The organism is Pseudomonas sp. 8Z, assembly GCF_902506535.1.
In the GTDB taxonomy this organism is placed as follows: domain Bacteria; phylum Pseudomonadota; class Gammaproteobacteria; order Pseudomonadales; family Pseudomonadaceae; genus Aquipseudomonas.
This window is the reverse complement of record NZ_LR733825.1, coordinates 800,502-826,681: the sequence shown is the minus strand read 5'-3', so window position 1 is coordinate 826,681 and position 26,180 is coordinate 800,502. Positions and strand designations below refer to the sequence as shown.

The window sequence follows — 26,180 nt, the reverse complement described above, 5'->3', positions numbered from 1 at the left end:
AAGAAGATTTCAGCCGAAGCGGTAGATATCCATGCCCAGTGAGCCGTAGGTGAAGCCGCTGTGTGCGATGGTGAGCGGGCCGCCAGCAGCTCGGGCGAAAAATAATGGCAGCAGGTGTTCGTCGCTGGGGTGGTTGCGTGCCGCATAAGGGGCTTGCTCACGGTAGTGATGCAAGGCTTGCTCGTTGTCTGCCGCAAGGTGTTGCACCATCCATTGGCGGAACTCTTCGGCCCAGTCCGCGATCTGCTCGGGGCCTGCGTGCCAGTCCAACTCGCGTAAGTTGTGGGTGATGCTGCCGGAGCCGATCAGCAGGATGTCGCGCTCGCGCAGGTTTGCCAGGGCGTGTCCGATGCGCGTCTGTAGCTCCGGGCCATGGCGGCTGGGCAGTGAGAGTTGAATGACGGGAATATCTGCAGCCGGGTACATCAATGACAGCGGTACCCAGGCCCCGTGGTCGAATGGGCGGCGTGGGTCGAGGGCGGCGTTCAAGCCCGCTGCGCCGAGCAACTCGACCACTTCCTCGGCAAGTGTGGGATTACCTGGCGCCGGATACTGCAGCGCATGCAGTGCTGGTGGGAAACCGTAGAAATCATGCCAGGTTTGCGGGTGGGCGGCGCCGGTCAGCAAAAGATGGCCGCTTTCCCAATGCGCCGAAACCACCACAATGGCCTGTGGGCGTGGCAGCTCAGCGGCTAATTGCGCCAGTGCCGAGCCGCTGGCGCCAGGGTCTAGCGCGAGCATGGGCGAACCGTGAGAGATGAAGAGCGTAGGTAGCATGACAACCTCCTGTGAGGAGGTGTCATTCTCGCTGAGCTATATATCGGTTAATAACGCATATTATTCGATGGTTTTATCGATTTTTTAGATGGTCAAGGTTGACTATCGCCAAATGCGGTTTCTATGTTGATGCCTAGTGTCAGTACACCGAGAAAACGGCCATTCTCTGGGTCATGAAGCGGTGCTGATACCTTGCTCTGGAAGCTCTGAGTAGAGCCGTCGTATTCGATATCACCTATGTATATCTGTCCTGGTGCCAGTCGTTTGGCTTGTTGATAGTCGTTTTCATCGGCCTGCCAGTAGTCGCTGGTAATCTCGCTGAGCGCAACCAGTTGGCCGGATTGGTCGCTGAGAAACAGCTCGTTGAAGAGTAGGTGATATTGTCGGGCAACATTGGCCAGCAAGTGCGACGGAGCAGCCTGGAGCAGGCTGCGAATCAGCGGTTTATCTTCTAGCAGGCGCTCACGCATCCATTGCCGATCCAGCTCGTGGATCTTGGCTGCGCTGGTGCTGCGTGCGTTGGCTTGCCGCAGTGCGCTGATTACATCGGCATGGTAGGCCCAGCGGCGCAGGTGCTGGGTTACCAGTTGCTGCAGGTAGTCGATTTCCTCTGTGGAGAGCTTGATGCTACGTGGGGCACAGTGCTCGACCTGGCGGTTGAAGGCACTGAGAAAGTCCGGGTGGGTGTCGAGAAAACCATGGGAGAAATATACCCCTAGCGGTGAATAGCGCACGAAGCGCTGCTGCAGTGGTTGTGCCAATGGTTGTTGTGCCAGTGCACTTTTCATGGCGTTTTCATCGGCAAGGAAGAGGTCAATGCGCTCGTGCTGCAGCAGTTCGACCAACTGCTCCAGGCGCGCAACCTTCTGCGCCACGTTGATTCCGCGTGCTTCCAGCCAGGTCAGGCTATTGCTGCCCAAAATGCTGCCGATGCGTAGGTTGCGATCCCAGATTGGTCGATTGAGGATCCGCGCATCTAACGCATACCAGTACCATTTCTCTGCTAGAAGTGGGGCCGATAGCTGGGCGTAGCCATCCACACGATTGTCAGGTGCGGAACTGAAGAAACCATCGGCAACATGGCGGCTGACGTTCTGCCGTGCTCGGTTCAGCGAGGTGAGCTGGATGCGATAGGGTTGCTGCAGATTCTCGAAGATGCACTCCAGTACCGTGACCGACTGGCCAACCAGTTCCCCACCGACTGCAATCTGGTAGGGCTCTTCTAGGCTGGTATCGAGACGTACCGGAAGTTTTTCCTCGGCATGTAGTGCTGGAAAGGAGATAGCCAGCAGCAGGAACGTCAGGCGATGGGCATGGCGTGCAGGCATGGTGCTACTTCGCTGGTTTGGGTGATGGTTTCAGTCTAGGTGAGGGCTAAATAGATGCACGAGGCTTTTTGGCAGGAGCGCTGGGCGCGGGAGCAGATTGGCTTTCATCAGGATCAGGTCAATGCTTACCTGCTGCGGCACTGGTCGATGTTAGGCATATCGCAAGGGCAGCAGGTATTGGTGCCGCTGTGTGGCAAGAGTTTGGATCTGGCTTGGCTCGCCCGTCAGGGGCATGCGGTGTTGGGGGTGGAGCTGGCGGAAAAGGCGGTGCAGGCGTTCTTTCATGAGCAAAGGCTGCAGCCACAGGTACGTGAGAATGGGGCGTTCCGTGTTTACACCGCAGGTGCTTTTGCGCTTTGGTGTGGTGATTTCTTTGCTCTTAGCGCCGAGGACGTCGCGGGGTGTCAGGCCTTCTATGATCGCGCGGCGTTGATTGCGCTGCCGGTTGCCATGCGCGAGCGCTATGCGGCGCATTTGCGCAGTATTCTGCCTGCGAGTTGCCAGGGCTTGCTGATTACCCTGCAGTACGACCAGTCAAAGATGGATGGCCCGCCATTTTCGGTCAGTGACGTCGAGGTGCGCGAGCGTTTCAGTCAGGGCTGGAAGGTCTGTGAGGTGCAGCGTGAGGATGTATTGGCGGGGGAGTGGAAGTTCATTCGCCACGATCTGAGGGCGCTTGACGAGGTGGTCTACCACCTGCGGAGCGAGTGAGCACTAAGGAATGAAAAAGGGCGACCCCGGGGTCGCCCTTTTGGCGTGAGGCTCGGCGATCAGCCGCGACGACGCAGCGCTTCGATACGCTCTTCCAGCGGCGGGTGGCTCATCAGCAGGCCAGCCAGGCCGTTTTTCAGGCCGCCGTTGATCCCGAAAGCGGTGAGGCTATCCGGCATTTGTACCGGCACACCCTGCTCAGCACGCAGGCGTTGCAGGGCTGCGATCATTGCGCCTGTCCCGGCCAACTGAGCGCCCGCTTCGTCGGCTTTGAACTCGCGTTTACGCGAGAACCACATGACGATGATGCTGGCCAGGATGCCCAGCACCAGCTCGGCAAAGATGGTCGCCACGAAGTAGCCGATACCATGGCCTTCTTCATTCTTCAGGATCGCTTTGTCGACGAAGTTGCCGAAGATGCGTGCGAAGAACATGACGAAGGTGTTCACCACGCCCTGGATCAGCGCCAGAGTGACCATGTCACCGTTGGCTACGTGGCCGATCTCGTGGGCCAGCACGGCGCGCACTTCATCGGGAGAGAAACGCTCGAGCAGGCCCTGGCTTACTGCGACCAGTGCATCATTCTTATTCCAGCCAGTGGCGAAGGCGTTGGACTCGTAGGCTGGGAAAATACCCACTTCCGGCATCTTGATACCGGCTTCGCGCGACAGCTCCTCGACAGTCTGCAGCAGCCATTGCTCGTGGCGGGTGCGTGGTTGGGTGATGATCTGAGTGCCTGTGCTCATCTTCGCCATCCATTTGGATAGGAACAGTGACACCAGCGAGCCGGCGAAACCGAACACGGCGCAGAAAATCAGCAGGCTGCCATAGTTCTGGCCTGTGAACCGATCGACCCCCAGCAGCTTGAGGGTGATGCTGGCGATGATTAGCACCGCCAGGTTGGTGGCCAGGAACAACATAATGCGCATCATGGTTTAGACGGGCTCCTCACGGGAAAAGACTTACGAGTAATGTCGGCTATATAAGGGTGTGGATGTGGGCCTTTCAACTGGCGACTATTTCAAACTATGTCCCCTGTTGTGCCTCACGAGGTTTCGAATAACAGACGCGTCAGGCGGGCGATTCGTTCCCCGTGCTGGCGGGCCAGGGCTTCACGCAGTTGAAATGCCAGGGTGGCATGTACGCGACGCACACTGGGTGGCAAGGTTTCGCCCTCCGGCAGTGTGTGTGGAACGCTGCGAGAAAGGCGCATGAAGCCTTTCTCGCTGAGCACGGCCTGATCTAACGCATCATAGGCGATGCATGAGTCGAAGCGCAGATAGCCTTCTTCGGCCAGCCACAGCAGGGCGCCGAGGCAGGCCTGGTGGCGTTTGCTGGGCAGGCCGAATTCATCCGGCTCCTCACGGCCGATCAGGTCTTCCACGTACAGCGCCATCTTGCGTGGGAAGGCCTGATAGAGCATGAGCAGGCCGCTGGCGGCATCTTTGTAGAAGTCGTCGATTTGCAGGTCCATGGTCAGAGGGCTCGTGCCGACAGTGAGGTTGGAAGGCAGCATAGCAGGCGGCTGAGTAAGGCCGTTGCCACTCGGGGGCATATGCGCTGCGCTTGCGTTTCTCGATGTATCGGGCACCTTGCCCGGTATTGATCAGAAGTAGGTCGCTGCTCGGGTTGATGAAGGGCTCGCTGTGGCGAGGCAGGATGTTGAACTGCCGTGCGAGTGTGTCTTCTTGCTTGGCAGCAGAGCCAGGTCGTAACCGTGAAGCGCTAGATGGTAGGCCAGGGCCTTACCGATACTTGAGCGTGCACCGGTAAGGGTAGAGCTTGCCCTGGCCCCTCGCGGCGTCTTACTGGCTGTAACCCTTGAGGAAGTTGCCGATACGACCGATGGCCTGCTCCAGGTCGTCGACGCGGGGCAGGGTGACGACGCGGAAGTGATCCGGCCATGGCCAGTTGAAGGCGGTGCCCTGGACGATCAGCAGCTTCTCGGAAAGCAGCAGGTCGAGAACGAACTTCTCGTCGTTGTGAATCGGGCAAACCTTGGGATCGATCTTCGGGAAGGCATACAGCGCACCCATGGGCTTGACGCAACTGACGCCAGGGATGTCGTTGAGCAGCTCCCAGGTGCGGTTGCGCTGCTCCAGCAGGCGACCGTTGGGCAGCACCAGGTCGTTGATGCTCTGGTAACCGCCCAGCGCGGTCTGAATCGCGTGCTGGCTTGGCACGTTGGCGCACAGGCGCATGTTGGCCAGGATATCCAGGCCCTCAATGTAGCTCTGCGCCTTGTGCTTGGGCCCGGAGATGGCCACCCAGCCGGAGCGGAAACCGGCCACGCGGTAGGACTTGGACAGGCCGTTGAAGGTCAGGCAGAGCACGTCTGGTGCCAGTGAGGCGGTGCTGATGTGCACGGCTTCGTCGTAGAGAATCTTGTCGTAGATCTCGTCGGAGAAGATCACCAGGTTGTGCTGGCGGGCCAGTTCGACGATGTCCTGCAGCACCTCGCGCGAGTACACCGCACCAGTGGGGTTGTTCGGGTTGATCAGCACCAGCGCCTTGGTGTTCGGCGTGATCTTGGCGCGCATGTCGGCGATGTCGGGGAACCAGCCGGCCTGCTCGTCGCACAGGTAGTGCACCGGCTTGCCGCCAGACAACGCGACGGCAGCCGTCCACAGCGGGTAGTCGGGCGCCGGGATCAGCACTTCGTCACCGTTGTTGAGCAGTGCCTGCATGGCCATGACGATCAGCTCGGACACGCCGTTGCCGAGGTAGATGTCTTCGATGCCGACGCCTTCTACCTGCTTCTGCTGGTAGTACTGCATCACCGCCTTGCGCGCGCTGAACAGGCCTTTGGAGTCACTGTAGCCCTGGGCGGTGGGCAGGTTGCGGATGACGTCCTGAAGGATTTCTTCCGGTGCCTCGAAACCGAACGGCGCCGGGTTGCCGATGTTCAGCTTGAGGATGCGATGGCCTTCCTCTTCCAGGCGCTTGGCGTGCTTGAGCACTGGCCCACGAATGTCGTAGCAGACGTTGGCGAGCTTGTTCGATTTGCTGACCTGCATGTGTGAAATCCCGATCGATTGAGAACCCGCTGACGCACGCCGCAAAACTATCGCCTGAGCGAGCCTTGGCAGCCCGTAATGCGCCTGACAGACTGGGCACGAATCATACGTGTCAGTCTGGGTGCGGCAAAGGTACTGGCCCTGCTTTTTTCAGTGGATGTGCGCGCCCGAACATAGCGTGGTCTTTGATGAGGAGGCATAGCGTCGTGGACAAGCTCGATAAACCCCTGGATTCCTGGCGCGAGGAGTTATCGCAGGAACAGTTTCATGTTTGCCGTCTGGGTGGCACGGAGCGCCCGTTCAGTGGCGAATATCATGACAGTAAGGTGCCTGGGATCTATCACTGTGCCTGCTGCGGCGAGGCACTGTTCGATTCCGACAGCAAGTACGACTCCGGCAGCGGCTGGCCGAGCTATTTCCAGCCGATCAGCGAGGGCGTGATTCGTGAGTTGGATGATTTCAGTCATGGTATGCAGCGTATCGAGGTCAAATGCGCCAAGTGCGACGCGCACTTGGGGCATGTATTTCCCGATGGCCCAAGGCCAACGGGGATGCGCTATTGCATCAACTCGGTGTCGCTGAAGCTGGTGCCGCGCGAGTGAGGGCATGCGGGCCGCCAGAGACGGCGGCCCGGCAGGTGCTCAGCGGCGCTCGGGCTGGCTCTGGCGGTTTTGTTCGAGTGCCTGGCAGGCATGCTGGATCATCTCTTCGGTGATCGGCACTTCGCGCCCTTGTGCATCAATGATAAAACCGCCCACCGGTACCGGCTGCTGGCGGGGTGTGTTCGGTTTGGCAGTGTCGTGCAAGCTCATGGCCTGTCTCCTCATCGGTCTACTCTGCGCGCAGTCTAGAGGCGCTGGATGAACGCGCGGTGACAACACCGGTACGGAAAACCGTCACGTCGTCATCGCGCAGGGATACAAGCAGTCGGCGTGCCAGCCGTCTTCGTCGAGGAATGCATGTCGCGTTTTCATATAGGTCTGATCATCAATCCGCTGGCTGGCTTGGGCGGTCCCGCCGCGCTCAAGGGTAGCGATGGCGTGGCCGAGCGGGCTTTGGCGCTTGGTGTCGAGCCGAAGTCGGCGCAGCGTACGCGTACTGCGCTGGAATCTCTGTTGGCGTTGCAGGAGCGTGTCGAGTTCGTTAGCTATCCCGGCGCCATGGGTGGCGATCTTCTGGCGCAGATGGGTTTTTCATATCGACTGCTGGGGGATTTGGCAGAGGGCGTCAGCCGCGCCGAGGATACGCGCCGGGCGGTTATTCAGTTGCAGGAGGCAGGTGTCGCGCTGATTCTTTTTGCTGGTGGTGATGGCACGGCGCGCGATATTTGTGCCGTTGTGCGCGACGGGCAGCCGGTGCTGGGCATTCCGGCTGGGGTGAAGATTCAGTCTGGCGTCTACGCAATCAGTCCGCGCGCGGCAGGTGAACTGACCGCGCGGCTGGTCGAGGGCGGTCTGGTGCGTCTGGCCAGTGGCGAGGTGCGTGATATCGATGAGGCCGCCCTGCGCGATGGGCGCGTCACCGCGCGCTGGTATGGCGAGCTGTGCGTGCCGCAGGAGGGCGGTTACGTGCAGGCCGTCAAGCAGGGCGGCGTGGAGTCCGAGGAACTGGTGCTGGCCGACCTGGCGGCCTGGCTGGAAAGCGAGTGGGAACCAGGTGTGCGCTACGTGTTCGGGCCTGGCTCGACCCTGCATGGCCTAGCGCAGAATCTGGGCCTGGACACCACCTTGCTCGGCGTCGATGTGATCGAGGCGGGCCGGGTGATCGCCCGCGATGTCACCGAGGTCGAGCTTTTCGCCCTGGTCGAGGGGCATCCGAGTTACCTGCTGGTCACTGCCATCGGTGGTCAGGGCCATATCATCGGTCGTGGCAATCAGCAGATCAGCCCGCGGGTGCTGCGTGCCGTCGGCCTGGAGCGCCTGCGTGTGGTCGCCACCAAGCGCAAGTTGGGCACACTGGACGGGCGGCCGCTGCTGGTCGACAGCGGTGACGTGAGCCTGGATGACGCCTTCCCCGATGCGGTGAAGGTCTGGGCTGGCTACAAGGAAGAATTGCTCTACCCCCTGAGTGGCTAGGCGTCTGAGTGCGAGTTGTCGCAACGCTATTCGGCTTGCAGTGTCGCCGGGAGGTTCAATAGATGGAGGTTGCTCATGAGTGATTCGTTACCACCTGGTTTTGCGCCAGACGAGCGTGTCGTGTTGTTCGACGGCGTCTGCAAACTGTGCAATGGCTGGGCGAAGTTCCTGATTCGTCATGATGCGCAGCGTCAGTTCCGCCTGGCCTCGGTGCAGTCGCCGCAAGGGCAGGCATTGCTAGCTTGGTATGGCTTGCCGAGCGATTATTTCGACACCATGGTGATGATCGACGAGGCGGGCTTGCATGTGCGCTCCACGGCCTTGCTGCGTATCTTGGGCAGGCTGCCCAGACCATGGCGGATGTTGGCCTGGCTACGCTTGATTCCGCGCCCGCTGCGCGATTGGTGTTATGACCGTATTGCGCTCAATCGCTACCGTTTGTTCGGTCGCCACCCGGCCTGCCTATTGCCGACGGCTGATCACACTGAGCGTTTTCTGCATGACTGATGTGCGCCTGCTGCGCATTGCCTTGCTCGCCCGTCTAACGCTGGCGGTGGTGTTCATCTGGCATGGCCTGGTGCCAAAGATTCTCTGCCTCAGCCCTGACGAGGTGGCGATGATCGCGGCCCACGGTTTGCCAGATCATCCTCTGTTCGCGCCACCTCTGATCGCGGCTGTCGGTGGCGGTGCGGAAATTCTACTGGGCATCCTGCTACTGATCGTGCGTCGGCGCCGTTGGCCCATTCTGCTCGTCGGTGCGGCATTACTGGTGCTGCTGCTTGATGTGGCGCTGCTGAGTCCCCATCTGTTGATCCAGGCGTTCAATCCGCTTTCTACCAATCTGGCTGGGTTGGCGCTGTGCGCCGTGGCCTGGTTGGCTGAGTCTCCCACGGCTACCGATTCCTGAGGCCTGTATGATCTCGATGCTGTCTTCTCGCCAGCGCGGCGCGATGCGCCTGGCCTGGCGTTTTATCGCGCCTTACCGCGGTCGGGTGTTGGGGGCCTTGCTGGCTTTGCTGTTCACTGCCGCGATTACTCTGTCGATGGGCCAAGGTATCAAACTGCTGGTTGATCAGGGATTGGCCACGCAATCACCGCAGGCGCTGCAGCAGTCCCTGGCTTTGTTCTTCGTATTGGTGCTGGCTTTGGCGTTCGGCACCTACACGCGTTTCTATCTGGTGTCGTGGATCGGTGAGCGGGTGGTGGCTGATATCCGCCGCCATGTATTCGATCATCTGGTCGAGTTGCATCCGGGGTTCTATGAGAACAACCGCAGCTCGGAAATCCAGTCGCGGCTGACGGCCGACACCACCTTGCTGCAATCGGTGATCGGCTCGTCGCTGTCGATGGCCTTGCGCAACTTGATCATGCTGATCGGCGGCAGCGTGTTGCTGGTGGTGACCAATCCTAAGCTCAGCGGCATTGTGTTGGCCGCGTTGCCGCTGGTGGTGGCGCCGATTTTGCTGTTCGGGCGTCGCGTGCGGGCACTGTCACGGCAGAGTCAGGATCGCGTGGCGGATGTGGGGAGCTACGTCGGTGAGGCCCTGGCGCAGATTAAGACCGTTCAGGCCTACAACCATCAGAATGAGGATAAGCGCCGTTTCGCCGACTCCGCCGAAGCGGCATTCGAAGTGGCGCGCAAGCGCATCGCTCAGCGTGCCTGGCTGGTCACTGTGGTCATCGTGCTGGTATTGGGCGCTGTTGGCGTGATGCTCTGGGTGGGTGGCATGGATGTGATCGCTGGGCGTATTTCCGGCGGTGAGCTGGCGGCCTTCGTGTTTTACGCGCTGATCGTCGGCTCGTCCTTCGGCACCCTCAGCGAGGTTATTGGTGAATTGCAACGGGCGGCAGGTGCCGCTGAGCGTATCGGCGAATTGTTGCGTGCGCGTAGCACTATCGTCGCGCCGGAGCAGCCGCGGCACTTGTCGAAGCCGGTGCGGGGCAGCCTGGCCTTGCAGCAGGTGCGCTTCGCCTATCCGTCACGCCCTGACAGCAATGCCATCGATGGCATTGACTTGCAGGTGGCGGCTGGCGAGACGCTGGCGCTGGTCGGTCCTTCCGGGGCAGGCAAGTCGACCCTGTTCGATCTGCTGCTGCGCTTCTTCGATCCGCAGGCTGGGCGCATTCTCGTAGACGGCGTACCTGTTGAGCAGCTCGATCCGCGTGAGTTGCGCAGTTGCTTTGCGCTGGTCTCTCAGAATCCGGCGCTGTTCTTCGGCAGCGTCGAGGAGAACATCCGTTATGGGCGTCTGGATGCCAGCCCGGATGAGGTCGAGGCGGCGGCGCGGGCGGCTCACGCGCACGAATTCATCCAGCGCTTGCCGCAGGGGTATCAGACGCATCTGGGCGATGCCGGGCTGGGGCTCTCGGGAGGGCAGCGTCAGCGCCTGGCGATTGCGCGGGCCTTACTGGCCAATGCGCCGATCCTGCTACTCGATGAGGCGACCAGTGCACTGGATGCCGAGAGCGAGCACCTGATCCAGCAGGCCTTGCCTGGGTTGATGGCCGGACGTACGACGCTGGTGATCGCTCATCGCCTGGCCACGGTGAAGCAGGCGGATCGCATCGTGGTGATCGAACAGGGGCGTCTGGCTGCTGTTGGCAGCCATGCCGAGTTACTGAGGCTGAGCCCGTTGTATGCGCGCCTGGCCGAGTTGCAGTTTGGTCGTTAACTCTTGGGCTTGATGGTGGCGGCGGCGCCGACAGAGGCGATGATGATTGCGCCTACGGCCAGCCATTGACCCCAGAGTAGTCGCTCCCCCAGGAAAATCAGGCCGCAGAGGGCTGCGACTGCTGGCTCAAGGCTCATCAGAATGCTGAATGTGCGTGCCGGTAGGCGAGTCAGGGCAATCATTTCCAGGCTATAAGGCAGCGCTGAGGACAGGACCGCTACCGCCAGGGCAATGGGCAGTAGGTCGATGTTGAGCAGGTTGCTGCCGGTGTGCCAGATGCCTATGGGCAGGACTAGCAGAACGGCTACCCAGGTGCCCAACGCGACGGTGTGGCGACCGTGTTCGGCACCCGCTTTTTGCCCGAAGATGATGTATAGCGACCAGCAGGCGCCGGCTCCAAGTGCCAGTGCGGCCCCTAGTGGATCTATGGCGTTCTGTGTGGCATCGGTTGGCAGCAGCATCCATAGGCCTGTGATGGCCAGGATGACCCATAGAAAGTCCAGTGGTCGGCGCGAAGATAGCAGTGCCAGTGTCAGAGGTCCGGTGAACTCCAGTGCTACGGCGATACCGAGCGCAATGTGCTGTAGCGACATATAGAACAGCAAGTTCATGCAGCCTAATGCGAGTCCATAGGCAATCAGTGCTCGGCATTTGCGTAGGTCCAGCTTGGCGCGCCAGGGCTGCATCACCAGCGAGAGGATAATGGCGCTGAGTACGAGGCGTAGTGTGGTCGTGCCTTCGGCGCCTAGCACTGGGAATAGCTGCTTGGCCAGGGAGGCGCCGCTTTGGATCGAGACCATGGCTACTACGAGCAGGGCGACAGGGGCGAGCAGGGTGCTGCGTGACATAAAACTGTCCTGATCAAATAAAAACCGGCCACGAGGGCCGGTTCTTCGTAGCGCTGTGAGGCTTAGCGGTATTCGCAGAGATAGGCGGTGTCGACAGCGACTTTCAGTTGGAATTTGCTGTTGGCCTCAACGGTGAATTGGCTGCCGGCCTCGAAGGTGCTCCAGTCGTCGCTGCCTGGCAGCTTTACGGTCAAAGCGCCAGCTACCACATGCATGATTTCCAGTTGGCTGGTGCCGAACTCGTATTCGCCGGGAGCCATCACGCCGAGGGTGGCAGGGCCTTCTGCCATGCTGAAGCCGATGGATTTGACGGTGCCGTCGAAGTACTCGTTGACCTTGAACATCTGGATTCCTCGGAAAATGGGGCCGCGAGATCGGTGGCAGAGCGAGTGCTCTGGCCGCCGCTGGGCTGGAAAGGGCCCGCTAGTATGCCCAAGCGCTCAGGTATCGTCACCCTTTAACAGGGAGCACCAAGGGCAGTAGGCGCGAGGTGTTGCGCGCATCCATCAGGGCGCGATGCTGTTGCCCCTGAAACTGCAATCCGGCTAGTTGCAGAGCGCCATGCAGGCCGACTGGTCGGCTTAACTGGCGCGCCTTGGCGAAAGCTTGTTTGAGATTGAGGTGTGGGGTTTCGCTGAGCAGGCTGTGCAGCGCATGTTGCTGCCACTCGTGCTGCAATTGGCGGCGGTCGTAATCGCCCCAGCTACTCCAGCCAGCTAGGCGTGGTGCGTGCTGGCCCAGCCAGCGCTCGAATTGCGCCCAGACTTGAGGAAGTGGCGCCGCACTGTCGATATCGCTCTGCGCGATGCGGGTTAATTCGCGGCAGAAATCGGTCAGGCATGGTCGGCGTAGCGGGCGAATAAAGCGTTGAAAATGGTCATGTTCATGGCCTTCGACGGTCACCAGCGTGGCGCCAATCTCGATGATTTCCATTTCCTCCAGCGGCCAGCCTCCCTCGTCAGTCGTGGCCTCCAGATCGATGACCAGCCAATGTCCCATGAACGCTCCTTTGCGGCTCTGGCCGTCGCGGTACGGCAGTATGGAAAAGCTTTGCGCCGTCGGCAAATACTGTGCGTGTGCATCAGAGGTGCTGCTTGATATGAAGGTTGCATGTATCGGGTTGGCTGCAATGGGCTATCCGATGGTCGGCAGTCTCAGTTGCTTGTTGCTCGCGCTTGAGGGCTGGCGTGTCTATGGGCTGCTCTTGCGGTTGCTGATGCTCCCGTCACGTCCCGGCAGGCGCTAATATCGCCGCGGTTTGTTTGGTCCTTCGAGGTCTTCATGGAGTGTCGTGTCGGTTGTGGTGCTTGCTGCATCGCGCCTTCAATCAGTTCGCCGATTCCCGGTATGCCGACGGGAAAACCGGCAGGGGTGCGCTGTATTCATCTTTCCGCTGAATATCTCTGTGCATTGTTCGGCTTGCCTGAGCGGCCGTCGGTTTGCTTGGGGTTTCGCGCCGAAGAGTCGACGTGTGGGGAAGGGCGTGAGAGTGCCGTGCGTATATTGGGGTGGCTTGAGCAGGTGACGGCTTGAACCCAGAGCATTTGCCGCTATTTGGTATGCGTCGGGAGTGAGGAGTGGAAACGAAAAAGGCTGCGTTTGGCAGCCTTTTTCGTGTTTTTGCGACTGATTAGCCGCGATCGTCCGGCAGATCGCGCTTATCGTGGCCGGTGTAGAGTTGGCGCGGGCGGCCAATCTTGTACGGGCCGGAAAGCATTTCCTTCCAGTGCGAGATCCAGCCGACGGTGCGCGCCAGGGCGAAGATCACGGTGAACATGGAGGTTGGAATGCCGATAGCCTTAAGGATGATGCCCGAGTAGAAGTCTACGTTCGGGTAGAGGTTGCGCTCCTTGAAGTAAGGATCGTTGCGCGCGATCTCTTCCAGCTTCATCGCCAGTTCCAGTTGTGGGTCATTGATGCCCAGTTCCGCCAGAACTTCATCGCAGGTCTGTTTCATGACCTTGGCGCGCGGGTCGAAGTTCTTGTAGACGCGGTGGCCGAAGCCCATGAGTTTGAATGGGTCATCCTTGTCCTTGGCCTTGGCCACGAACTTGTCGATGTTCTCCACGCTGCCAATTTCGTCGAGCATGGTCAGTACGGCTTCGTTAGCGCCGCCGTGTGCCGGACCCCACAGCGCGGCGATGCCTGCTGCGATACAGGCGAACGGGTTGGCACCCGAGGAGCCTGCCAGGCGCACGGTGGAGGTGGAAGCGTTCTGCTCGTGGTCGGCATGGAGGATGAAGATCTTGTCCATCGCCTTGGCCAGCACCGGGCTGATCGGTTTGATCTCGGCCGGGGTGTTGAACATCATGTGCAGGAAGTTTTCCGCGTAGTTCAGGTCATTACGCGGGTACATCATGGGTTGGCCCATGGAGTACTTGTAGGCCATGGCTGCGATGGTCGGCATCTTGGCAACCAGGCGCATAGCGGAAACTTCGCGGTGCTGCGGGTTCTTGATGTCCAGCGAATCGTGATAGAAGGCGGAGAGGGCGCCGACCACGCCGCACATGATGGCCATTGGGTGGGCGTCACGGCGGAAACCGTTGAAGAAGGTCTTCAGTTGCTCGTGCACCATGGTGTGATTCTTGATGGTGCTGACGAACTGTGCCTTCTGTGCTTGTGTCGGCAGTTCGCCGTTGAGCAGCAGGTAGCAAGTTTCGAGATAGTCGGATTTTTCCGCAAGTTGCTCGATGGGGTAGCCACGATGCAACAAAATGCCCTTGTCGCCGTCGATATAGGTGATCTTCGACTCGCAAGAAGCAGTAGACATAAAGCCTGGGTCGAAGGTGAACCTGCCCGTGGTGGTCAGGCCTCGCACATCGATTACATCGGGACCAACGGTGCCGGTCAGAACAGGCAGGTCTACGGGGGCAGCGCCCTCGATGATCAACTGCGCTTTTTTGTCAGCCATGTGTGGCCTCCTAGTTATGCTTGAAATCATCAGCTAGCCCCCCACGCAGGGCCCGCACCACTATAGTGTTATAAATCCGAAAGTCAATTTGCGAAAACCCCTGTGGCAGAAGGGTTTGGGCGCTATTTCAGGCGAAAAAGAGCGCTATTTACGCCATTTATAAAGAGGCTGCAATGCGCTTTTTGGGGGAGGCCTTTGCATTGTCATTAGTCTGCTAACTGTCTATACTCTGCGCCCGACCGCTGGGGCTTAACCGCCATAATAAAGCGGTCGTCACTCCTTGGGTGATGGGTACCTGACCAGTGCACTTCCCAACAACTTTAGCCCTGAAGTTTAGGGGCTCTCAGTGTGATAAAAAGCCGTGAATAGCCAACGACCTGTAAACCTAGACCTTAGGACTATCAAGCTCCCGATCACCGCTTACACGTCCATTCTTCATCGTATTTCTGGTGTCATTCTTTTTGTCGGTATCGCCTTTCTGCTATTGGGCCTCGACAAATCGCTGGCGTCCGAAGAGGGCTTTGCCCAGGTGAAAGAATGCCTGACCAGTCCGCTGGCCAAGTTCGTGATCTGGGGCCTGCTGTCCGCTCTGCTGTACCACCTGGTGGCCGGTGTGCGCCATCTGATCATGGATGCCGGGGTAGGCGAGACGCTGGAAGGCGGCAAGCTGGGCTCCAAAATCGTCGTCGTCGTGGCGGCGGTCGTGATCGTGCTGCTGGGGGTGTGGATATGGTAACTAATGTCACGAACTTCTCGCGTTCGGGTCTCTATGACTGGATGGCTCAACGCGTTTCCGCGGTCGTTCTCGCGGCTTACACGCTGTTTTTGCTGGGCTATGTGATCTGCAATCCGGGCATGGGCTACGCCGAATGGCATGGTCTGTTCTCGCACACTGCTATGCGTATCTTCAGTCTGCTGGCTCTGGTGGCGCTGAGTGCTCACGCCTGGGTCGGTATGTGGACCATCTCCACTGACTACCTGACGCCGATGGCGCTAGGCAAGTCGGCTACTGTTGTGCGTTTTCTGTTCCAGGCCGCGTGTGGCATCGCCATGTTCGCGTATTTTGTCTGGGGCGTGCAGATTCTGTGGGGTTTCTGATTCATGGCTAGCATCCGTACTCTTTCTTATGACGCCATCATCGTAGGTGGTGGTGGTGCCGGTATGCGCGCTGCGCTGCAACTGGCTCAAGGCGGTCACAAGACTGCCGTGGTCACCAAGGTGTTCCCGACTCGTTCGCACACCGTTTCCGCTCAAGGTGGCATCACTTGCGCCATCGCTTCGGCCGACCCGAACGATGATTGGCGCTGGCACATGTACGACACTGTCAAGGGCTCCGACTATATCGGTGACCAGGACGCCATCGAATACATGTGCTCCGTCGGCCCGGAGGCCGTGTTCGAGCTGGAGCACATGGGCTTGCCGTTCTCTCGTACCGAGCAGGGTCGCATCTATCAGCGTCCGTTCGGTGGTCAGTCTAAAGGGCCGGATAATCCGACTCAGGCTGCTCGTACCTGCGCCGCTGCTGACCGTACCGGTCACGCGCTGCTGCACACCCTGTACCAGGCCAACCTGAAGGCTGGCACCTCGTTCCTCAACGAGTGGTACGCGGTCGATCTGGTGAAGAACCAGGATGGTGCCATCGTCGGTATCATCGCCATTTGCATCGAGACTGGCGAAACCGTCTATATCCGCTCCAAAGCCGTGGTTCTGGCCACTGGCGGTGCCGGTCGCATCTACGCCTCCACCACCAACGCCCTGATCAATACCGGTGACGGCGTTGGCATGGCTCTGCGTGCCGGTGTTCCGGTGCAGGACATCGAGATGTGGCAGTTCCACCCGACCGGTATTGCCGGTGCTGGTGTGCTGGTCACCGAAGGCTGTCGTGGTGAGGGTGGTTACCTGATCAACGCACATGGCGAGCGCTTCATGGAGCGTTACGCGCCGAACGCCAAAGACCTGGCTGGTCGCGACGTGGTTGCCCGTTCCATGGTCAAGGAAGTCATCGCTGGTAACGGTGTTGGTCCGAACAAGGATCACGTGCTGCTCAAGCTCGATCACCTCGGTGAGGAAGTGCTGCACAGCCGCCTGCCGGGTATCTGCGAACTGTCGAAGACCTTCGCGCACGTCGATCCGGTCGTCGCGCCGATTCCGGTTATTCCGACCTGCCACTACATGATGGGCGGTGTTGCCACCAACATTCATGGTCAGGCGATCACTCAGGACGCCAACGGCAAGGACACCATCATCGAAGGCTTGTTCGCCGTAGGTGAAGTGGCTTGCGTATCGGTGCACGGTGCTAACCGTCTGGGCGGCAACTCGCTGCTCGACCTGGTCGTGTTCGGTCGCGCTGCCGGTCTGCACCTGGAAAAAGCGCTCAAAGAGGGCGTGGAAGTCCGTGGCGCCAGCGAAACCGACATCGAGCAGTCGCTTGCCCGTCTGGCTGGTGTCAACGAGCGTAGCACTGGTGAAGAAGTGGCTCCGCTCAAGCGCGAGCTGCAGCAATGCATGCAAAACTACTTTGGCGTGTTCCGCACTGGCGAGTACATGCAGAAGGGCATCCAACAACTGGCCGACCTGCGCGAGCGTATCGCTAAGGTGAAAATCTCCGACAAGAGCCAGGCGTTCAACACTGCGCGTATCGAGGCGCTGGAACTGCAAAACCTGCTTGAAGTCGCCGAAGCGACTGCTGTGGCTGCCGAGGCTCGTAAAGAGTCCCGTGGCGCACATGCTCGTGAAGACTTCGAGGAGCGCGACGATCAGAACTGGCTGTGCCATTCGCTCTACTTCCCGGGCGAGAAGCGCGTAGCCAAGCGTGACGTGAACTTCGCGCCGAAGACCGTTCCGGCATTTGAACCCAAGGTTCGGACTTATTAAGGGTGACCGATATGTTGCAAGTCAGTGTTTATCGCTACAACCCGGAGAAGGACTCTGCGCCTTTCATGCAGGACTTCCAGGTTGATACCGGCGGCAAGGACATCATGGTTCTCGACGTGCTGGCGCTGATCAAGGAGCAGGACGAAGGTTTCTCCTACCGTCGTTCCTGCCGCGAAGGCGTCTGCGGTTCCGACGGCATGAACATTAATGGCAAGAACGGCCTGGCCTGTATCACGCCGATTTCCGCTGCCGGTCTCAAGGGCGGCAAACTGGTGATTCGTCCGCTGCCAGGTTTGCCTGTCATTCGTGACCTGGTCGTCGATATGAGCATCTTCTACAAGCAGTACGAGAAGGTGCAGCCGTTCCTGCAGAACGATACTCCGGCTCCGGCCATCGAGCGTCTGCAGAGCCCGGACGATCGCGAGAAGCTCGACGGTCTGTACGAGTGCATCCTGTGCGCGTGCTGCTCGACTAGCTGCCCGTCGTTTTGGTGGAACCCCGACAAGTTCCTCGGTCCCGCTGCGCTGCTGCAGGCCTATCGTTTCCTGGCCGATAGCCGTGATACCAAGACCACCGAGCGTCTGGCTTCGTTGGATGACCCGTTCAGCGTATTCCGCTGCCGCGGCATCATGAACTGCGTGAATGTGTGCCCCAAGGGTTTGAACCCAACCAAGGCTATCGGTCACGTGCGTAACATGCTGCTGCAGAGCGGGACCTGATCCGTAAATCGCTGTACCCGTAGTACCTGCAGTACCGGCTTCGGCCGGTATTGCAGCAAAAGCCGGAATCACAGCCCAAAAAGCCGTGGTTCATATTTGAACAACATGACGACCAGCAGGGGCATCCGGGCTGGTACCCGGGCTATCTGCGGGACCCGAAGTGGCTTTACCCGAGTCGCGGCAATCAGGACTCTGGTATGACCATGCGACGTCCTCGCCGGTGGTGTCCCCTTACCGAGGGTGACCAAGCATGCAAGAAAGCGTGATGCAGCGCATGTGGGAAAGCGCCCACCTATCCGGTGGTAACGCTGCCTACGTGGAAGAGCTTTATGAGCTCTACCTGCACGATCCCAACGCTGTGCCAGAAGAATGGCGCACATACTTCCAGAAGCTGCCGACCGATGGCAGCGGCTCCGCGGATGTATCTCACTCGACCATTCGCGATCATTTCGTCCTGCTCGCCAAGAACTCGCGCCGTGCTCAGCCAGTTTCCGCTGGTGCTGTCAGCAGCGGGCACGAGAAGAAGCAGGTGGAAGTGCTGCGTCTGATCCAGGCTTACCGCATGCGTGGTCATCAGACTGCTCAGCTCGACCCGCTGGGGCTCTGGGTTCGCACTGCGCCTTCGGATTTGTCGATCAATCACTATGGTTTGACCGACGCCGATCTGGACACCACCTTCCGCACCGGTGAGCTGTTCATTGGCAAGGAAGAAGCAACGCTACGTGAAATTCGCGATGCGCTGCAGCAGACATATTGTCGCACCATCGGTGCTGAGTTCACCCACATCGTCGACTCTGGCCAGCGCAACTGGTTTGCCCAGCGCCTGGAAAGCGTGCGCGGTCGTCCTCAGTTCTCGCCAGAGCTGCGTGCCCACATCCTTGAGCGTGTGACGGCAGCAGAAGGGTTGGAGAAGTACCTGGGCACCAAATATCCGGGTACCAAGCGTTTCGGCCTGGAAGGTGGTGAAAGCCTGATCCCAATGATGGATGAGATCATCCAGCGCTCGGGCGCCTATGGCACCAAGGAAATCGTCATCGGCATGGCTCACCGTGGCCGTCTCAACGTACTGGTCAACACGCTGGGCAAGAACCCGCGTGATCTGTTCGACGAGTTCGAGGGTAAGAAGACCGAAGGTCTGTCCTCGGGTGACGTGAAGTACCACCAGGGTTTCTCTTCCAACGTCATGACACAGGGTGGCGAAGTGCACCTGGCGCTGGCGTTCAACCCATCGCACTTGGAGATTGTTTCTCCGGTGGTCGAGGGTTCCGTGCGTGCCCGTCAGGATCGTCGCAGTGACGCCACTGGCGACAAGGTACTGCCAATTTCCATCCACGGTGATGCTGCTTTTGCAGGTCAAGGCGTGGTCATGGAAACCTTCCAGATGTCGCAGACCCGTGGTTACAAGACGGGCGGCACCATCCATATCGTGATCAACAACCAAGTCGGTTTTACCACCAGCAATCCGCTGGACTCGCGCTCCACCGAGTATGCGACTGACGTGGCCAAGATGATTCAGGCGCCGATTCTCCATGTGAATGGTGACGACCCTGAAGCTGTAGTTTTCGCGACTCAACTGGCTGTCGACTATCGCATGCAGTACAAGCGCGATGTCGTTCTCGACCTGGTTTGCTACCGTCGCCGTGGCCACAACGAGGCCGATGAGCCGAGTGGTACTCAGCCGCTGATGTACCAGAAGATTGGTAAGCAGCGCACCACTCGCGAGCTGTATGCCGATGCTTTGATCGCCGCTAGCGTACAGACTAGCGATGATGTTCAAGCCAAGGTCGATGAGTACCGCACGGCGCTGGATAACGGCCAACACGTGGTCAAGAGCCTGGTCAAGGAGCCCAACAAGGAGCTGTTCGTTGATTGGCGTCCTTACCTGGGGCACGAGTGGACTGCGCGTCATGACACTCGCTTCGATCTCAAGACGCTACAGGAACTGTCTGCCAAGCTGCTGGAGTTGCCAGAAGGCCTTGTTGTTCAGCGTCAGGTTTCGAAAATTCTCGAAGACCGTCAGAAGATGGGCGCCGGTGGCTTGCCGATCAACTGGGGCTTCGCCGAGACTATGGCCTACGCTACGCTGCTGTTCGAGGGCCATCCGATCCGTATGACCGGTCAGGACATCGGCCGTGGCACCTTCTCGCACCGCCATGCGGTGCTGCACAACCAGAAGGATGCTTCCGCTTACGTTCCGCTGAAGAACCTGTACGACGGTCAGCCGAAGTTCGAGCTGTACGATTCTTACCTGTCCGAAGAGGCCGTGCTGGCCTTCGAATACGGCTATTCCACTACCACGCCGAATGCGTTGGTGATCTGGGAGGCTCAGTTCGGCGACTTCGCTAACGGCGCTCAGGTGGTGTTCGACCAGTTCATCTCCAGTGGCGAAACCAAGTGGGGTCGTCTGTGCGGCCTGACCATGCTGCTGCCGCACGGTTACGAAGGTCAGGGGCCTGAGCACAGCTCGGCGCGTCTGGAGCGCTATCTGCAACTGTGCGCTGAGCACAACATGCAGGTTTGTGTGCCGACCACCCCGGCCCAGGTCTACCACATGCTGCGCCGCCAGGTGATTCGTCCGCTGCGTAAACCGTTGGTGGTGTTGACGCCCAAGTCCTTGCTGCGTCACAAGCTGGCTATCTCGACGCTGGAAGAACTGGCTGAAGGCTCCTTCCAGACCGTGATCGGCGAAATCGATTCGCTGGATCCGAAGAAGGTCGAGCGCATGGTGCTGTGCAGCGGCAAGGTTTACTACGACCTGCTGGAGAAGCGCCGCGCCGAAGGCCGCGAAGACATCGCCATCGTGCGTATCGAGCAGCTCTATCCGTTCCCGGAAGAGGACCTGACCGAAGCGTTGGCCCCGTACAAGAACCTCAAGCACGTGGTTTGGTGCCAGGAAGAGCCGATGAACCAGGGTGCCTGGTATTGCAGCCAGCACCACATGCGTCGTGTCACCTCTGCGCACAAGAAGACTTTGTTCCTCGAGTACGCCGGTCGTGATGCTTCGGCAGCTCCTGCTTGCGGTTACGCGTCGATGCACGCCGAGCAACAGGAAAAACTCCTGCAGGACGCTTTCACTGTTTAATGCCTTCATCCCTGAGGTCGCATAAGCCACCTCAGGGTTAAACCGAATTTAAGGAAACGCACACAATGGCTATCGAGATCAAAGCCCCAACCTTCCCGGAATCGGTCGCTGATGGCACCGTTGCTACCTGGCACAAGAAGCCGGGCGAAGCGGTCAAGCGCGACGAACTGATCGTCGATATCGAAACCGACAAGGTCGTTATCGAAGTTCTGGCCGAGGCTGACGGCGTACTGGGCGAGATCCACAAGAACGAGGGTGACACTGTCCTCTCCAACGAGCTGCTGGGCACGCTGACCGAAGGTGGCGCTGGCGCTGCTGCTCCGGCTGCTGCACCTGCTGCTGCCCCGGCCCAATCCGCTGCTCCGGCTGCTGCCGCTGGCGACGACGCCATCCTCTCGCCGGCTGCTCGCAAGCTGGCCGAAGAAAATGGCATCGACCCGAACAGCATCGCCGGCACTGGTAAAGGCGGTCGCGTTACCAAGGAAGACGTAGTCGCTGCCGTAGACGCCAAGAAGAATGCTCCGGCTGCTGCTGCCAAGCCTGCCGCTGCTCCGGCTGCCGCCGCTGTCGTGGCGACTGGCGACCGCACCGAGAAGCGCGTGCCGATGACCCGTCTGCGTGCCAAGATCGCCGAGCGTCTGGTCGAGGCTCAGTCCTCCATGGCCATGCTGACTACCTTCAACGAAGTGGACATGACCGAAGTCATGGCCCTGCGTTCGAAGTACAAGGACCTGTTCGAGAAGTCCCATAACGGCGTGCGCCTGGGCTTCATGTCCTTCTTCGTCAAGGCTTGCACCGAGGCGCTCAAGCGCTTCCCGGCGGTCAACGCTTCGATTGATGGCAATGACATCGTTTACCACGGTTATGCCGATGTTGGCGTGGCTGTTTCCAGCGACCGTGGCCTGGTGGTTCCGGTACTGCGCAACGCCGAGCTGATGAGCCTGGCCGAGATCGAAAACGGCATCGCCACCTTCGGTAAGAAGGCGCGTGACGGCAAGCTGTCCATCGAGGAAATGACCGGCGGCACCTTCACCATCACCAATGGTGGTACCTTCGGCTCGATGATGTCGACCCCGATCGTCAACCCGCCGCAAGCGGCCATTCTGGGCATGCACAACATCATTCAGCGCCCGATGGCCATTAACGGCCAAGTCGTGATCCGCCCGATGATGTACCTGGCGCTGTCTTACGATCACCGCCTGATCGATGGTAAGGAAGCCGTGACTTTCCTAGTGACCATCAAGAACCTGCTCGAAGATCCGGCTCGCCTGCTGCTGGACATCTAAAAATCAGCGGTGAGCTGCAATATCGGGGCGGCACAATAAGCATGTCCCGATTCGCAGCTTGCCGTTTGAAGCTTTAAGGCTTAGGAGAAAGTTATGACCCAGAAATTCGACGTGGTAGTCATTGGTGCCGGCCCAGGTGGCTATGTTGCCGCTATCAAAGCAGCGCAACTTGGCCTCAAGACCGCCTGCATCGAGAAGTACCAGGGCAAGGACGGCAAGATCGCGCTCGGCGGTACTTGCCTGAACGTCGGCTGCATTCCGTCCAAGGCGCTGCTGGACAGCTCCTGGAAGTACCACGAGGCGAAGGAAGGTTTCGCTGTTCATGGCATCGAGGCCAAAGGCGTCACTATCGACGTACCGGCCATGGTGGCGCGTAAGAACACCATCATCAAAAACCTCACTGGCGGCGTTTCCGGCCTGTTCAAGGCCAATGGCGTGACCCTGCTCGAAGGCCACGGCAAGCTGCTGGCTGGCAAACAGGTTGAGGTTACTGGTCTCGACGGCAAGACCGAGGTGGTTGAAGCCGCTCACGTGATCATCGCCTCGGGCTCCAAGCCGGTAGAAATCCCGCCGGCCCCGGTTGATCAGGACGTCATCGTCGATTCCACTGGTGCCCTGGAATTTTCCAGCACGCCGAAAAAACTGGGCGTTATCGGCGCAGGCGTAATTGGCCTGGAGCTGGGCTCGGTATGGGCTCGCCTGGGCGCCGAAGTGACCGTGCTGGAAGCCATGGATAAATTCCTTGCCGCTGCCGACGAGCAGATCGCCAAGGAAGCCCAGAAGACCCTGACCAAGCAGGGCCTGGACATCCGCCTGGGTGCTCGCGTTACCGCTACCGAAGTCAAGAAAAAGCAAGTGACTGTCACCTTCACTGACGCCAATGGCGAGCAGAAGATGGTATTCGACAAGCTGATCGTGGCTGTCGGCCGTCGCCCGGTGACCACCGACCTGCTGGCCGCCGACAGTGGCGTGACCATGGACGAGCGTGGCTACATCTACGTCAACGATCAGTGCGAAACCAGCGTGCCGGGCGTTTACGCAATCGGTGACGTGGTTCGTGGCGCCATGCTCGCGCACAAAGCCTCGGAAGAGGGCGTGATGGTCGCCGAGCGCATCGCTGGCCACAAGGCACAGATGAACTACGACCTGATCCCGTCGGTCATCTACACCCACCCGGAAATTGCATGGGTCGGCAAGACCGAGCAGCAACTGAAGGCTGAAGGCATTGCCGTTAACGTCGGTACTTTCCCGTTCGCTGCCAGTGGTCGCGCCATGGCGGCCAACGATACCGGTGGTTTGGTCAAGGTCATCGCTGATGCCAACACCGACCGCGTATTGGGTGTCCACGTGATTGGCCCGAGCGCCGCCGAGCTGGTACAGCAAGGCGCGATCGGCATGGAGTTCGGCACCAGCGCCGAAGATCTGGGCATGATGGTCTTCTCGCACCCGACCCTGTCCGAGGCGTTGCACGAAGCAGCCCTGGCAGTGAATGGCGGCGCCATTCACATCGCCAACCGCAAGAAGCGCTAAGTGTCACAGTGGCCGATAGTTTCGGTCACTTCGAGTTTCGTGCAGGGCCAGTCCGGTAGATGAGGCGTCGCGTAATCGCTTCTTCGCCTAGCTAGCCCTGTAATGCAGAACCACGTCGGGATGCCCGCGTCGAGCTCGACTCGCGGCGGAACGCCCGGCGGACTGCTCAGGCAGTCACAGGTGGCGCGGTATCACAAGTACAGCGCCGAATGCGCAATACCTAAACGAAGACGGTAGACAAGCATGAATCTTCACGAGTATCAGGGTAAGCAGCTGTTCGCTGAATACGGCCTGCCCGTATCCAAGGGCTTCGCGGTAGACACCCCGGAAGAAGCCGCAGAAGCCTGCGAAAAAATCGGTGGCAGCGAGTGGGTTGTCAAGGCTCAGGTCCACGCTGGTGGCCGCGGCAAAGCCGGTGGCGTAAAGCTGGTCAAGAGCAAAGAAGACGCCAAGGCCTTCGCCGCCAACTGGCTGGGCAAGCGTCTGGTAACCTACCAGACTGACGCCAATGGTCAGCCGGTCAGCAAAATCCTGGTCGAATCCTGCACCGACATCGCCAAGGAACTGTACCTGGGCGCAGTCGTAGACCGCTCCAGCCGTCGCATCGTGTTCATGGCTTCCACCGAAGGTGGCGTGGACATCGAGAAAGTGGCTCACGAAACCCCTGAGAAAATCCTCAAGGCGACTGTCGATCCGCTGGTTGGCGCGCAGCCGTACCAAGGTCGCGAGCTGGCTTTCCAGTTGGGCCTGGAAGGTGATCAGATCAAGCAGTTCACCCACATCTTCGTTGGCCTGGCCAAGCTGTTCCAGGACTACGACCTGGCGCTGCTGGAAGTGAACCCGCTGGTGATCAAGGCCGACGGCAACCTGCACTGCCTGGACGCCAAAATCAACATCGACTCCAACGCTATGTACCGTCAGCCCAAGCTGCGCGCCATGCACGACCCGTCCCAGGACGACGCTCGTGAAGCCCATGCGCAGAAGTGGGAGCTGAACTACGTTGCGCTGGAAGGCAACATCGGCTGCATGGTCAACGGCGCTGGCCTGGCCATGGGCACCATGGACATCGTTAACCTGCACGGCGGCAAGCCGGCCAACTTCCTCGACGTTGGCGGCGGTGCGACCAAAGAGCGCGTGACCGAAGCGTTCAAGATCATCCTGTCCGACAGCAACGTCGCTGCCGTTCTGGTGAACATCTTCGGCGGCATCGTTCGTTGCGACATGATTGCCGAAGGCATCATCGGCGCCGTGAAAGAAGTCGGCGTGAAAGTCCCGGTCGTCGTCCGTCTGGAAGGCAACAACGCTGAGCTGGGCGCCAAGGTCCTGGCCGAAAGCGGTCTGAACATCATCGCGGCAACCAGCCTGACCGACGCTGCCCAGCAGGTCGTCAAGGCCGCGGAGGGTAAGTAATGAGCATCCTGATCAATAAAGACACCAAGGTCATCTGCCAGGGCTTCACCGGCTCGCAGGGCACCTTCCACAGCGAACAAGCCATCGCTTACGGCACCAAGATGGTCGGCGGCGTGACTCCGGGCAAGGGTGGCAGCACTCACCTGGGCCTGCCGGTGTTCAACACCGTCAAGGAAGCTGTAGAAGCCACTGGCGCTGAAGCGTCGGTCATCTACGTTCCGGCTCCGTTCTGCAAGGACTCGATCCTGGAAGCAGCCAACGGCGGCATCAAGCTGATCGTCTGCATCACCGAAGGCATTCCGACCATCGACATGCTGGAAGCCAAGGTCAAATGTGACGAGCTGGGCGTACGCCTGATCGGCCCGAACTGCCCGGGCGTGATCACTCCCGGTGAGTGCAAAATCGGCATCATGCCGGGTCACATCCACCTGCCAGGCAAAGTTGGCATCGTGTCTCGTTCGGGCACCCTGACCTATGAAGCCGTGAAGCAGACCACCGACGCCGGTTTCGGCCAGTCTACCTGCGTGGGCATCGGCGGCGACCCCATTCCGGGCTCCAACTTCATCGACATCCTGAAGCTGTTCCAGGAAGACCCGAAAACCGAAGCTATCGTCATGATCGGTGAAATCGGTGGTTCGGCTGAAGAAGAAGCGGCAGCCTTCATCAAGGCTAACGTCACCAAGCCTGTAGTTTCCTACATCGCTGGTGTGACCGCTCCGCCCGGCAAGCGCATGGGCCACGCTGGCGCCATCATTTCCGGCGGCAAAGGCACTGCAGACGAGAAATTCGCTGCCCTGCAAGACGCCGGTGTGAAAACCGTGCGTTCCCTGGCTGATATCGGCAAGGCCCTGGCTGAGCTGACCGGTTGGGAAGCCAAGAACGCCTAAGCGTTCTTAGCGGATCGAGAAAGGCCACCTTCGGGTGGCCTTTCTCGTTTGTG

General features: G+C 59.6%; 26 protein-coding genes. 16 read left to right on the top strand and 10 right to left on the bottom strand.

Annotated features, from left to right (window positions below; all coding sequences use genetic code 11):
- Nucleotides 1-9: 9 nt before the first annotated feature.
- Nucleotides 10-777 carry a dioxygenase gene (locus AERO9A_RS07945; protein WP_159971363.1) on the bottom strand — a complete coding sequence of 256 codons (768 nt, stop codon included), beginning with the start codon at nucleotides 775-777 and terminating at the stop codon, nucleotides 10-12.
- A 92-nt stretch (nucleotides 778-869) separates the two neighbouring features.
- Nucleotides 870-2,105: a PDC sensor domain-containing protein gene (locus AERO9A_RS07940; protein WP_159971362.1), complete on the bottom strand. Its 1,236-nt coding sequence runs from the start codon at nucleotides 2,103-2,105 to the stop codon at nucleotides 870-872.
- A gap of 54 nt (nucleotides 2,106-2,159) precedes the next feature.
- Between AERO9A_RS07940 and AERO9A_RS07935 the strand changes: the two genes are divergently transcribed.
- Nucleotides 2,160-2,816: a thiopurine S-methyltransferase gene (locus AERO9A_RS07935; RefSeq protein ID WP_159971361.1), complete on the top strand. Its 657-nt coding sequence runs from the start codon at nucleotides 2,160-2,162 to the stop codon at nucleotides 2,814-2,816.
- A gap of 59 nt (nucleotides 2,817-2,875) precedes the next feature.
- On the opposite strand, the gene htpX is transcribed toward AERO9A_RS07935, so the two are convergent.
- The 3 genes from htpX to AERO9A_RS07920 form a co-directional block, all read right to left on the bottom strand.
- Nucleotides 2,876-3,748, bottom strand: coding sequence for a protease HtpX (htpX, locus tag AERO9A_RS07930; RefSeq protein WP_159971360.1), 873 nt, complete (start codon nucleotides 3,746-3,748; stop codon nucleotides 2,876-2,878).
- 113 nt (nucleotides 3,749-3,861) lie between these two features.
- Complete coding sequence (locus tag AERO9A_RS07925; protein ID WP_159971359.1) at nucleotides 3,862-4,290, bottom strand: hypothetical protein; 429 nt, start codon at nucleotides 4,288-4,290, stop codon at nucleotides 3,862-3,864.
- Nucleotides 4,291-4,621: 331 nt separating this feature from the next.
- On the bottom strand, nucleotides 4,622-5,833 hold the full coding sequence (locus AERO9A_RS07920) for a pyridoxal phosphate-dependent aminotransferase (protein WP_106741440.1): 1,212 nt from the start codon (nucleotides 5,831-5,833) through the stop codon (nucleotides 4,622-4,624).
- 206 nt (nucleotides 5,834-6,039) lie between these two features.
- On the opposite strand from AERO9A_RS07920, the gene msrB reads away from it, so the two are divergent.
- Nucleotides 6,040-6,435, top strand: a complete 396-nt coding sequence (msrB, locus tag AERO9A_RS07915) for a peptide-methionine (R)-S-oxide reductase MsrB (protein WP_159971358.1) — start codon at nucleotides 6,040-6,042, stop codon at nucleotides 6,433-6,435.
- A 39-nt stretch (nucleotides 6,436-6,474) separates the two neighbouring features.
- Here the strand turns inward: msrB and AERO9A_RS07910 are convergent, their stop codons facing one another.
- Nucleotides 6,475-6,645 (bottom strand): PA1571 family protein, encoded by a 171-nt coding sequence (locus AERO9A_RS07910; RefSeq protein ID WP_178111108.1) that lies wholly within the window; start codon nucleotides 6,643-6,645, stop codon nucleotides 6,475-6,477.
- Nucleotides 6,646-6,792: 147 nt separating this feature from the next.
- On the opposite strand from AERO9A_RS07910, the gene AERO9A_RS07905 reads away from it, so the two are divergent.
- From AERO9A_RS07905 to AERO9A_RS07890, 4 genes are all read left to right on the top strand, one after another.
- Nucleotides 6,793-7,908, top strand: a complete 1,116-nt coding sequence (locus AERO9A_RS07905; RefSeq protein WP_159971357.1) for an ATP-NAD kinase family protein — start codon at nucleotides 6,793-6,795, stop codon at nucleotides 7,906-7,908.
- A 75-nt stretch (nucleotides 7,909-7,983) separates the two neighbouring features.
- Nucleotides 7,984-8,415: a thiol-disulfide oxidoreductase DCC family protein gene (locus tag AERO9A_RS07900; protein WP_159971356.1), complete on the top strand. Its 432-nt coding sequence runs from the start codon at nucleotides 7,984-7,986 to the stop codon at nucleotides 8,413-8,415.
- Complete coding sequence (locus tag AERO9A_RS07895) at nucleotides 8,408-8,815, top strand: DoxX-like family protein (RefSeq protein WP_159971355.1); 408 nt, start codon at nucleotides 8,408-8,410, stop codon at nucleotides 8,813-8,815. Before AERO9A_RS07900 ends, AERO9A_RS07895 begins: the two co-directional genes overlap by 8 nt.
- 7 nt (nucleotides 8,816-8,822) lie before the next feature.
- Entirely contained in the window at nucleotides 8,823-10,580 is a 1,758-nt protein-coding gene (locus tag AERO9A_RS07890; protein WP_159971354.1) for an ABC transporter transmembrane domain-containing protein, read from the top strand.
- On the opposite strand, the gene rhtA is transcribed toward AERO9A_RS07890, so the two are convergent.
- The 3 genes from rhtA to AERO9A_RS07875 all read right to left on the bottom strand — a co-directional run bounded on the left by rhtA (nucleotide 10,577) and on the right by AERO9A_RS07875 (nucleotide 12,427).
- A complete protein-coding gene (rhtA, locus tag AERO9A_RS07885; RefSeq protein ID WP_159971353.1) occupies nucleotides 10,577-11,428 on the bottom strand; it encodes a threonine/homoserine exporter RhtA in 852 nt (283 codons plus the stop codon). The two genes, AERO9A_RS07890 and rhtA, sit on opposite strands and share 4 nt — an antisense overlap.
- A 62-nt stretch (nucleotides 11,429-11,490) precedes the next feature.
- A complete protein-coding gene (locus tag AERO9A_RS07880) occupies nucleotides 11,491-11,772 on the bottom strand; it encodes a pyrimidine/purine nucleoside phosphorylase (RefSeq protein WP_159971352.1) in 282 nt (93 codons plus the stop codon).
- A 106-nt stretch (nucleotides 11,773-11,878) separates the two neighbouring features.
- A complete protein-coding gene (locus AERO9A_RS07875; RefSeq protein WP_159971351.1) occupies nucleotides 11,879-12,427 on the bottom strand; it encodes an exonuclease domain-containing protein in 549 nt (182 codons plus the stop codon).
- Nucleotides 12,428-12,709: 282 nt separating this feature from the next.
- Between AERO9A_RS07875 and AERO9A_RS22450 the strand changes: the two genes are divergently transcribed.
- A complete protein-coding gene (locus tag AERO9A_RS22450; protein WP_159971350.1) occupies nucleotides 12,710-12,961 on the top strand; it encodes a YkgJ family cysteine cluster protein in 252 nt (83 codons plus the stop codon).
- Nucleotides 12,962-13,058: 97 nt separating this feature from the next.
- On the opposite strand, the gene gltA is transcribed toward AERO9A_RS22450, so the two are convergent.
- Nucleotides 13,059-14,339, bottom strand: a complete 1,281-nt coding sequence (gltA, locus tag AERO9A_RS07870; protein WP_159971349.1) for a citrate synthase — start codon at nucleotides 14,337-14,339, stop codon at nucleotides 13,059-13,061.
- 361 nt (nucleotides 14,340-14,700) lie between these two features.
- Here gltA and sdhC point away from each other — a divergent pair, with 361 nt between their 5' ends.
- The 9 genes from sdhC (at nucleotide 14,701) to sucD (ending at nucleotide 26,127) form a co-directional block, all read left to right on the top strand.
- The gene (gene sdhC, locus AERO9A_RS07865) at nucleotides 14,701-15,075 is read left to right on the top strand and encodes a succinate dehydrogenase, cytochrome b556 subunit (protein ID WP_159971348.1); all 375 of its coding nucleotides are present in this window, start codon (nucleotides 14,701-14,703) and stop codon (nucleotides 15,073-15,075) included.
- On the top strand, nucleotides 15,069-15,437 hold the full coding sequence (gene sdhD, locus AERO9A_RS07860; RefSeq protein ID WP_159971347.1) for a succinate dehydrogenase, hydrophobic membrane anchor protein: 369 nt from the start codon (nucleotides 15,069-15,071) through the stop codon (nucleotides 15,435-15,437). The genes sdhC and sdhD overlap by 7 nt, the downstream gene beginning before the upstream one ends.
- A gap of 3 nt (nucleotides 15,438-15,440) precedes the next feature.
- Nucleotides 15,441-17,213 (top strand): succinate dehydrogenase flavoprotein subunit, encoded by a 1,773-nt coding sequence (sdhA, locus tag AERO9A_RS07855; RefSeq protein WP_159971346.1) that lies wholly within the window; start codon nucleotides 15,441-15,443, stop codon nucleotides 17,211-17,213.
- 11 nt (nucleotides 17,214-17,224) lie between these two features.
- Complete coding sequence (locus tag AERO9A_RS07850; RefSeq protein WP_159971345.1) at nucleotides 17,225-17,932, top strand: succinate dehydrogenase iron-sulfur subunit; 708 nt, start codon at nucleotides 17,225-17,227, stop codon at nucleotides 17,930-17,932.
- Between the two features lie 250 nt (nucleotides 17,933-18,182).
- On the top strand, nucleotides 18,183-21,014 hold the full coding sequence (locus AERO9A_RS07845; protein WP_159971344.1) for a 2-oxoglutarate dehydrogenase E1 component: 2,832 nt from the start codon (nucleotides 18,183-18,185) through the stop codon (nucleotides 21,012-21,014).
- Between the two features lie 65 nt (nucleotides 21,015-21,079).
- A complete protein-coding gene (gene odhB / locus AERO9A_RS07840; protein WP_159971343.1) occupies nucleotides 21,080-22,300 on the top strand; it encodes a 2-oxoglutarate dehydrogenase complex dihydrolipoyllysine-residue succinyltransferase in 1,221 nt (406 codons plus the stop codon).
- A gap of 93 nt (nucleotides 22,301-22,393) precedes the next feature.
- On the top strand, nucleotides 22,394-23,830 hold the full coding sequence (lpdA, locus tag AERO9A_RS07835) for a dihydrolipoyl dehydrogenase (protein WP_159971342.1): 1,437 nt from the start codon (nucleotides 22,394-22,396) through the stop codon (nucleotides 23,828-23,830).
- 243 nt (nucleotides 23,831-24,073) lie between these two features.
- Nucleotides 24,074-25,240 carry an ADP-forming succinate--CoA ligase subunit beta gene (gene sucC / locus AERO9A_RS07830; protein WP_159971341.1) on the top strand — a complete coding sequence of 389 codons (1,167 nt, stop codon included), beginning with the start codon at nucleotides 24,074-24,076 and terminating at the stop codon, nucleotides 25,238-25,240.
- Nucleotides 25,240-26,127 carry a succinate--CoA ligase subunit alpha gene (gene sucD / locus AERO9A_RS07825; protein ID WP_159971340.1) on the top strand — a complete coding sequence of 296 codons (888 nt, stop codon included), beginning with the start codon at nucleotides 25,240-25,242 and terminating at the stop codon, nucleotides 26,125-26,127. The genes sucC and sucD overlap by 1 nt, the downstream gene beginning before the upstream one ends.
- The last annotated feature ends 53 nt before the right edge of the window (nucleotides 26,128-26,180 follow it).

Bases quoted from the DNA above. Each gene is read 5' to 3' on its own strand.
- AERO9A_RS07880 (WP_159971352.1), bottom strand. From the start codon at position 11,772: ATGTTCAAGGTCAACGAGTACTTCGACGGCACCGTCAAATCCATCGGC.
- AERO9A_RS22450 (WP_159971350.1), top strand. From the start codon at position 12,710: ATGGAGTGTCGTGTCGGTTGTGGTGCTTGCTGCATCGCGCCTTCAATC.
- AERO9A_RS07845 (WP_159971344.1), top strand. From the start codon at position 18,183: ATGCAAGAAAGCGTGATGCAGCGCATGTGGGAAAGCGCCCACCTATCC.
- AERO9A_RS07925 (WP_159971359.1), bottom strand. From the start codon at position 4,290: ATGGACCTGCAAATCGACGACTTCTACAAAGATGCCGCCAGCGGCCTG.
- AERO9A_RS07875 (WP_159971351.1), bottom strand. From the start codon at position 12,427: ATGGGACATTGGCTGGTCATCGATCTGGAGGCCACGACTGACGAGGGA.
- AERO9A_RS07935 (WP_159971361.1), top strand. From the start codon at position 2,160: ATGCACGAGGCTTTTTGGCAGGAGCGCTGGGCGCGGGAGCAGATTGGC.
- AERO9A_RS07940 (WP_159971362.1), bottom strand. From the start codon at position 2,105: ATGCCTGCACGCCATGCCCATCGCCTGACGTTCCTGCTGCTGGCTATC.
- odhB (WP_159971343.1), top strand. From the start codon at position 21,080: ATGGCTATCGAGATCAAAGCCCCAACCTTCCCGGAATCGGTCGCTGAT.
- sdhA (WP_159971346.1), top strand. From the start codon at position 15,441: ATGGCTAGCATCCGTACTCTTTCTTATGACGCCATCATCGTAGGTGGT.
- AERO9A_RS07895 (WP_159971355.1), top strand. From the start codon at position 8,408: ATGACTGATGTGCGCCTGCTGCGCATTGCCTTGCTCGCCCGTCTAACG.
- AERO9A_RS07900 (WP_159971356.1), top strand. From the start codon at position 7,984: ATGAGTGATTCGTTACCACCTGGTTTTGCGCCAGACGAGCGTGTCGTG.
- rhtA (WP_159971353.1), bottom strand. From the start codon at position 11,428: ATGTCACGCAGCACCCTGCTCGCCCCTGTCGCCCTGCTCGTAGTAGCC.
- AERO9A_RS07945 (WP_159971363.1), bottom strand. From the start codon at position 777: ATGCTACCTACGCTCTTCATCTCTCACGGTTCGCCCATGCTCGCGCTA.
- sucD (WP_159971340.1), top strand. From the start codon at position 25,240: ATGAGCATCCTGATCAATAAAGACACCAAGGTCATCTGCCAGGGCTTC.
- sucC (WP_159971341.1), top strand. From the start codon at position 24,074: ATGAATCTTCACGAGTATCAGGGTAAGCAGCTGTTCGCTGAATACGGC.
- AERO9A_RS07850 (WP_159971345.1), top strand. From the start codon at position 17,225: ATGTTGCAAGTCAGTGTTTATCGCTACAACCCGGAGAAGGACTCTGCG.
- AERO9A_RS07890 (WP_159971354.1), top strand. From the start codon at position 8,823: ATGATCTCGATGCTGTCTTCTCGCCAGCGCGGCGCGATGCGCCTGGCC.
- htpX (WP_159971360.1), bottom strand. From the start codon at position 3,748: ATGATGCGCATTATGTTGTTCCTGGCCACCAACCTGGCGGTGCTAATC.
- AERO9A_RS07910 (WP_178111108.1), bottom strand. From the start codon at position 6,645: ATGAGCTTGCACGACACTGCCAAACCGAACACACCCCGCCAGCAGCCG.
- gltA (WP_159971349.1), bottom strand. From the start codon at position 14,339: ATGGCTGACAAAAAAGCGCAGTTGATCATCGAGGGCGCTGCCCCCGTA.
- sdhD (WP_159971347.1), top strand. From the start codon at position 15,069: ATGGTAACTAATGTCACGAACTTCTCGCGTTCGGGTCTCTATGACTGG.
- lpdA (WP_159971342.1), top strand. From the start codon at position 22,394: ATGACCCAGAAATTCGACGTGGTAGTCATTGGTGCCGGCCCAGGTGGC.
- AERO9A_RS07905 (WP_159971357.1), top strand. From the start codon at position 6,793: ATGTCGCGTTTTCATATAGGTCTGATCATCAATCCGCTGGCTGGCTTG.
- AERO9A_RS07920 (WP_106741440.1), bottom strand. From the start codon at position 5,833: ATGCAGGTCAGCAAATCGAACAAGCTCGCCAACGTCTGCTACGACATT.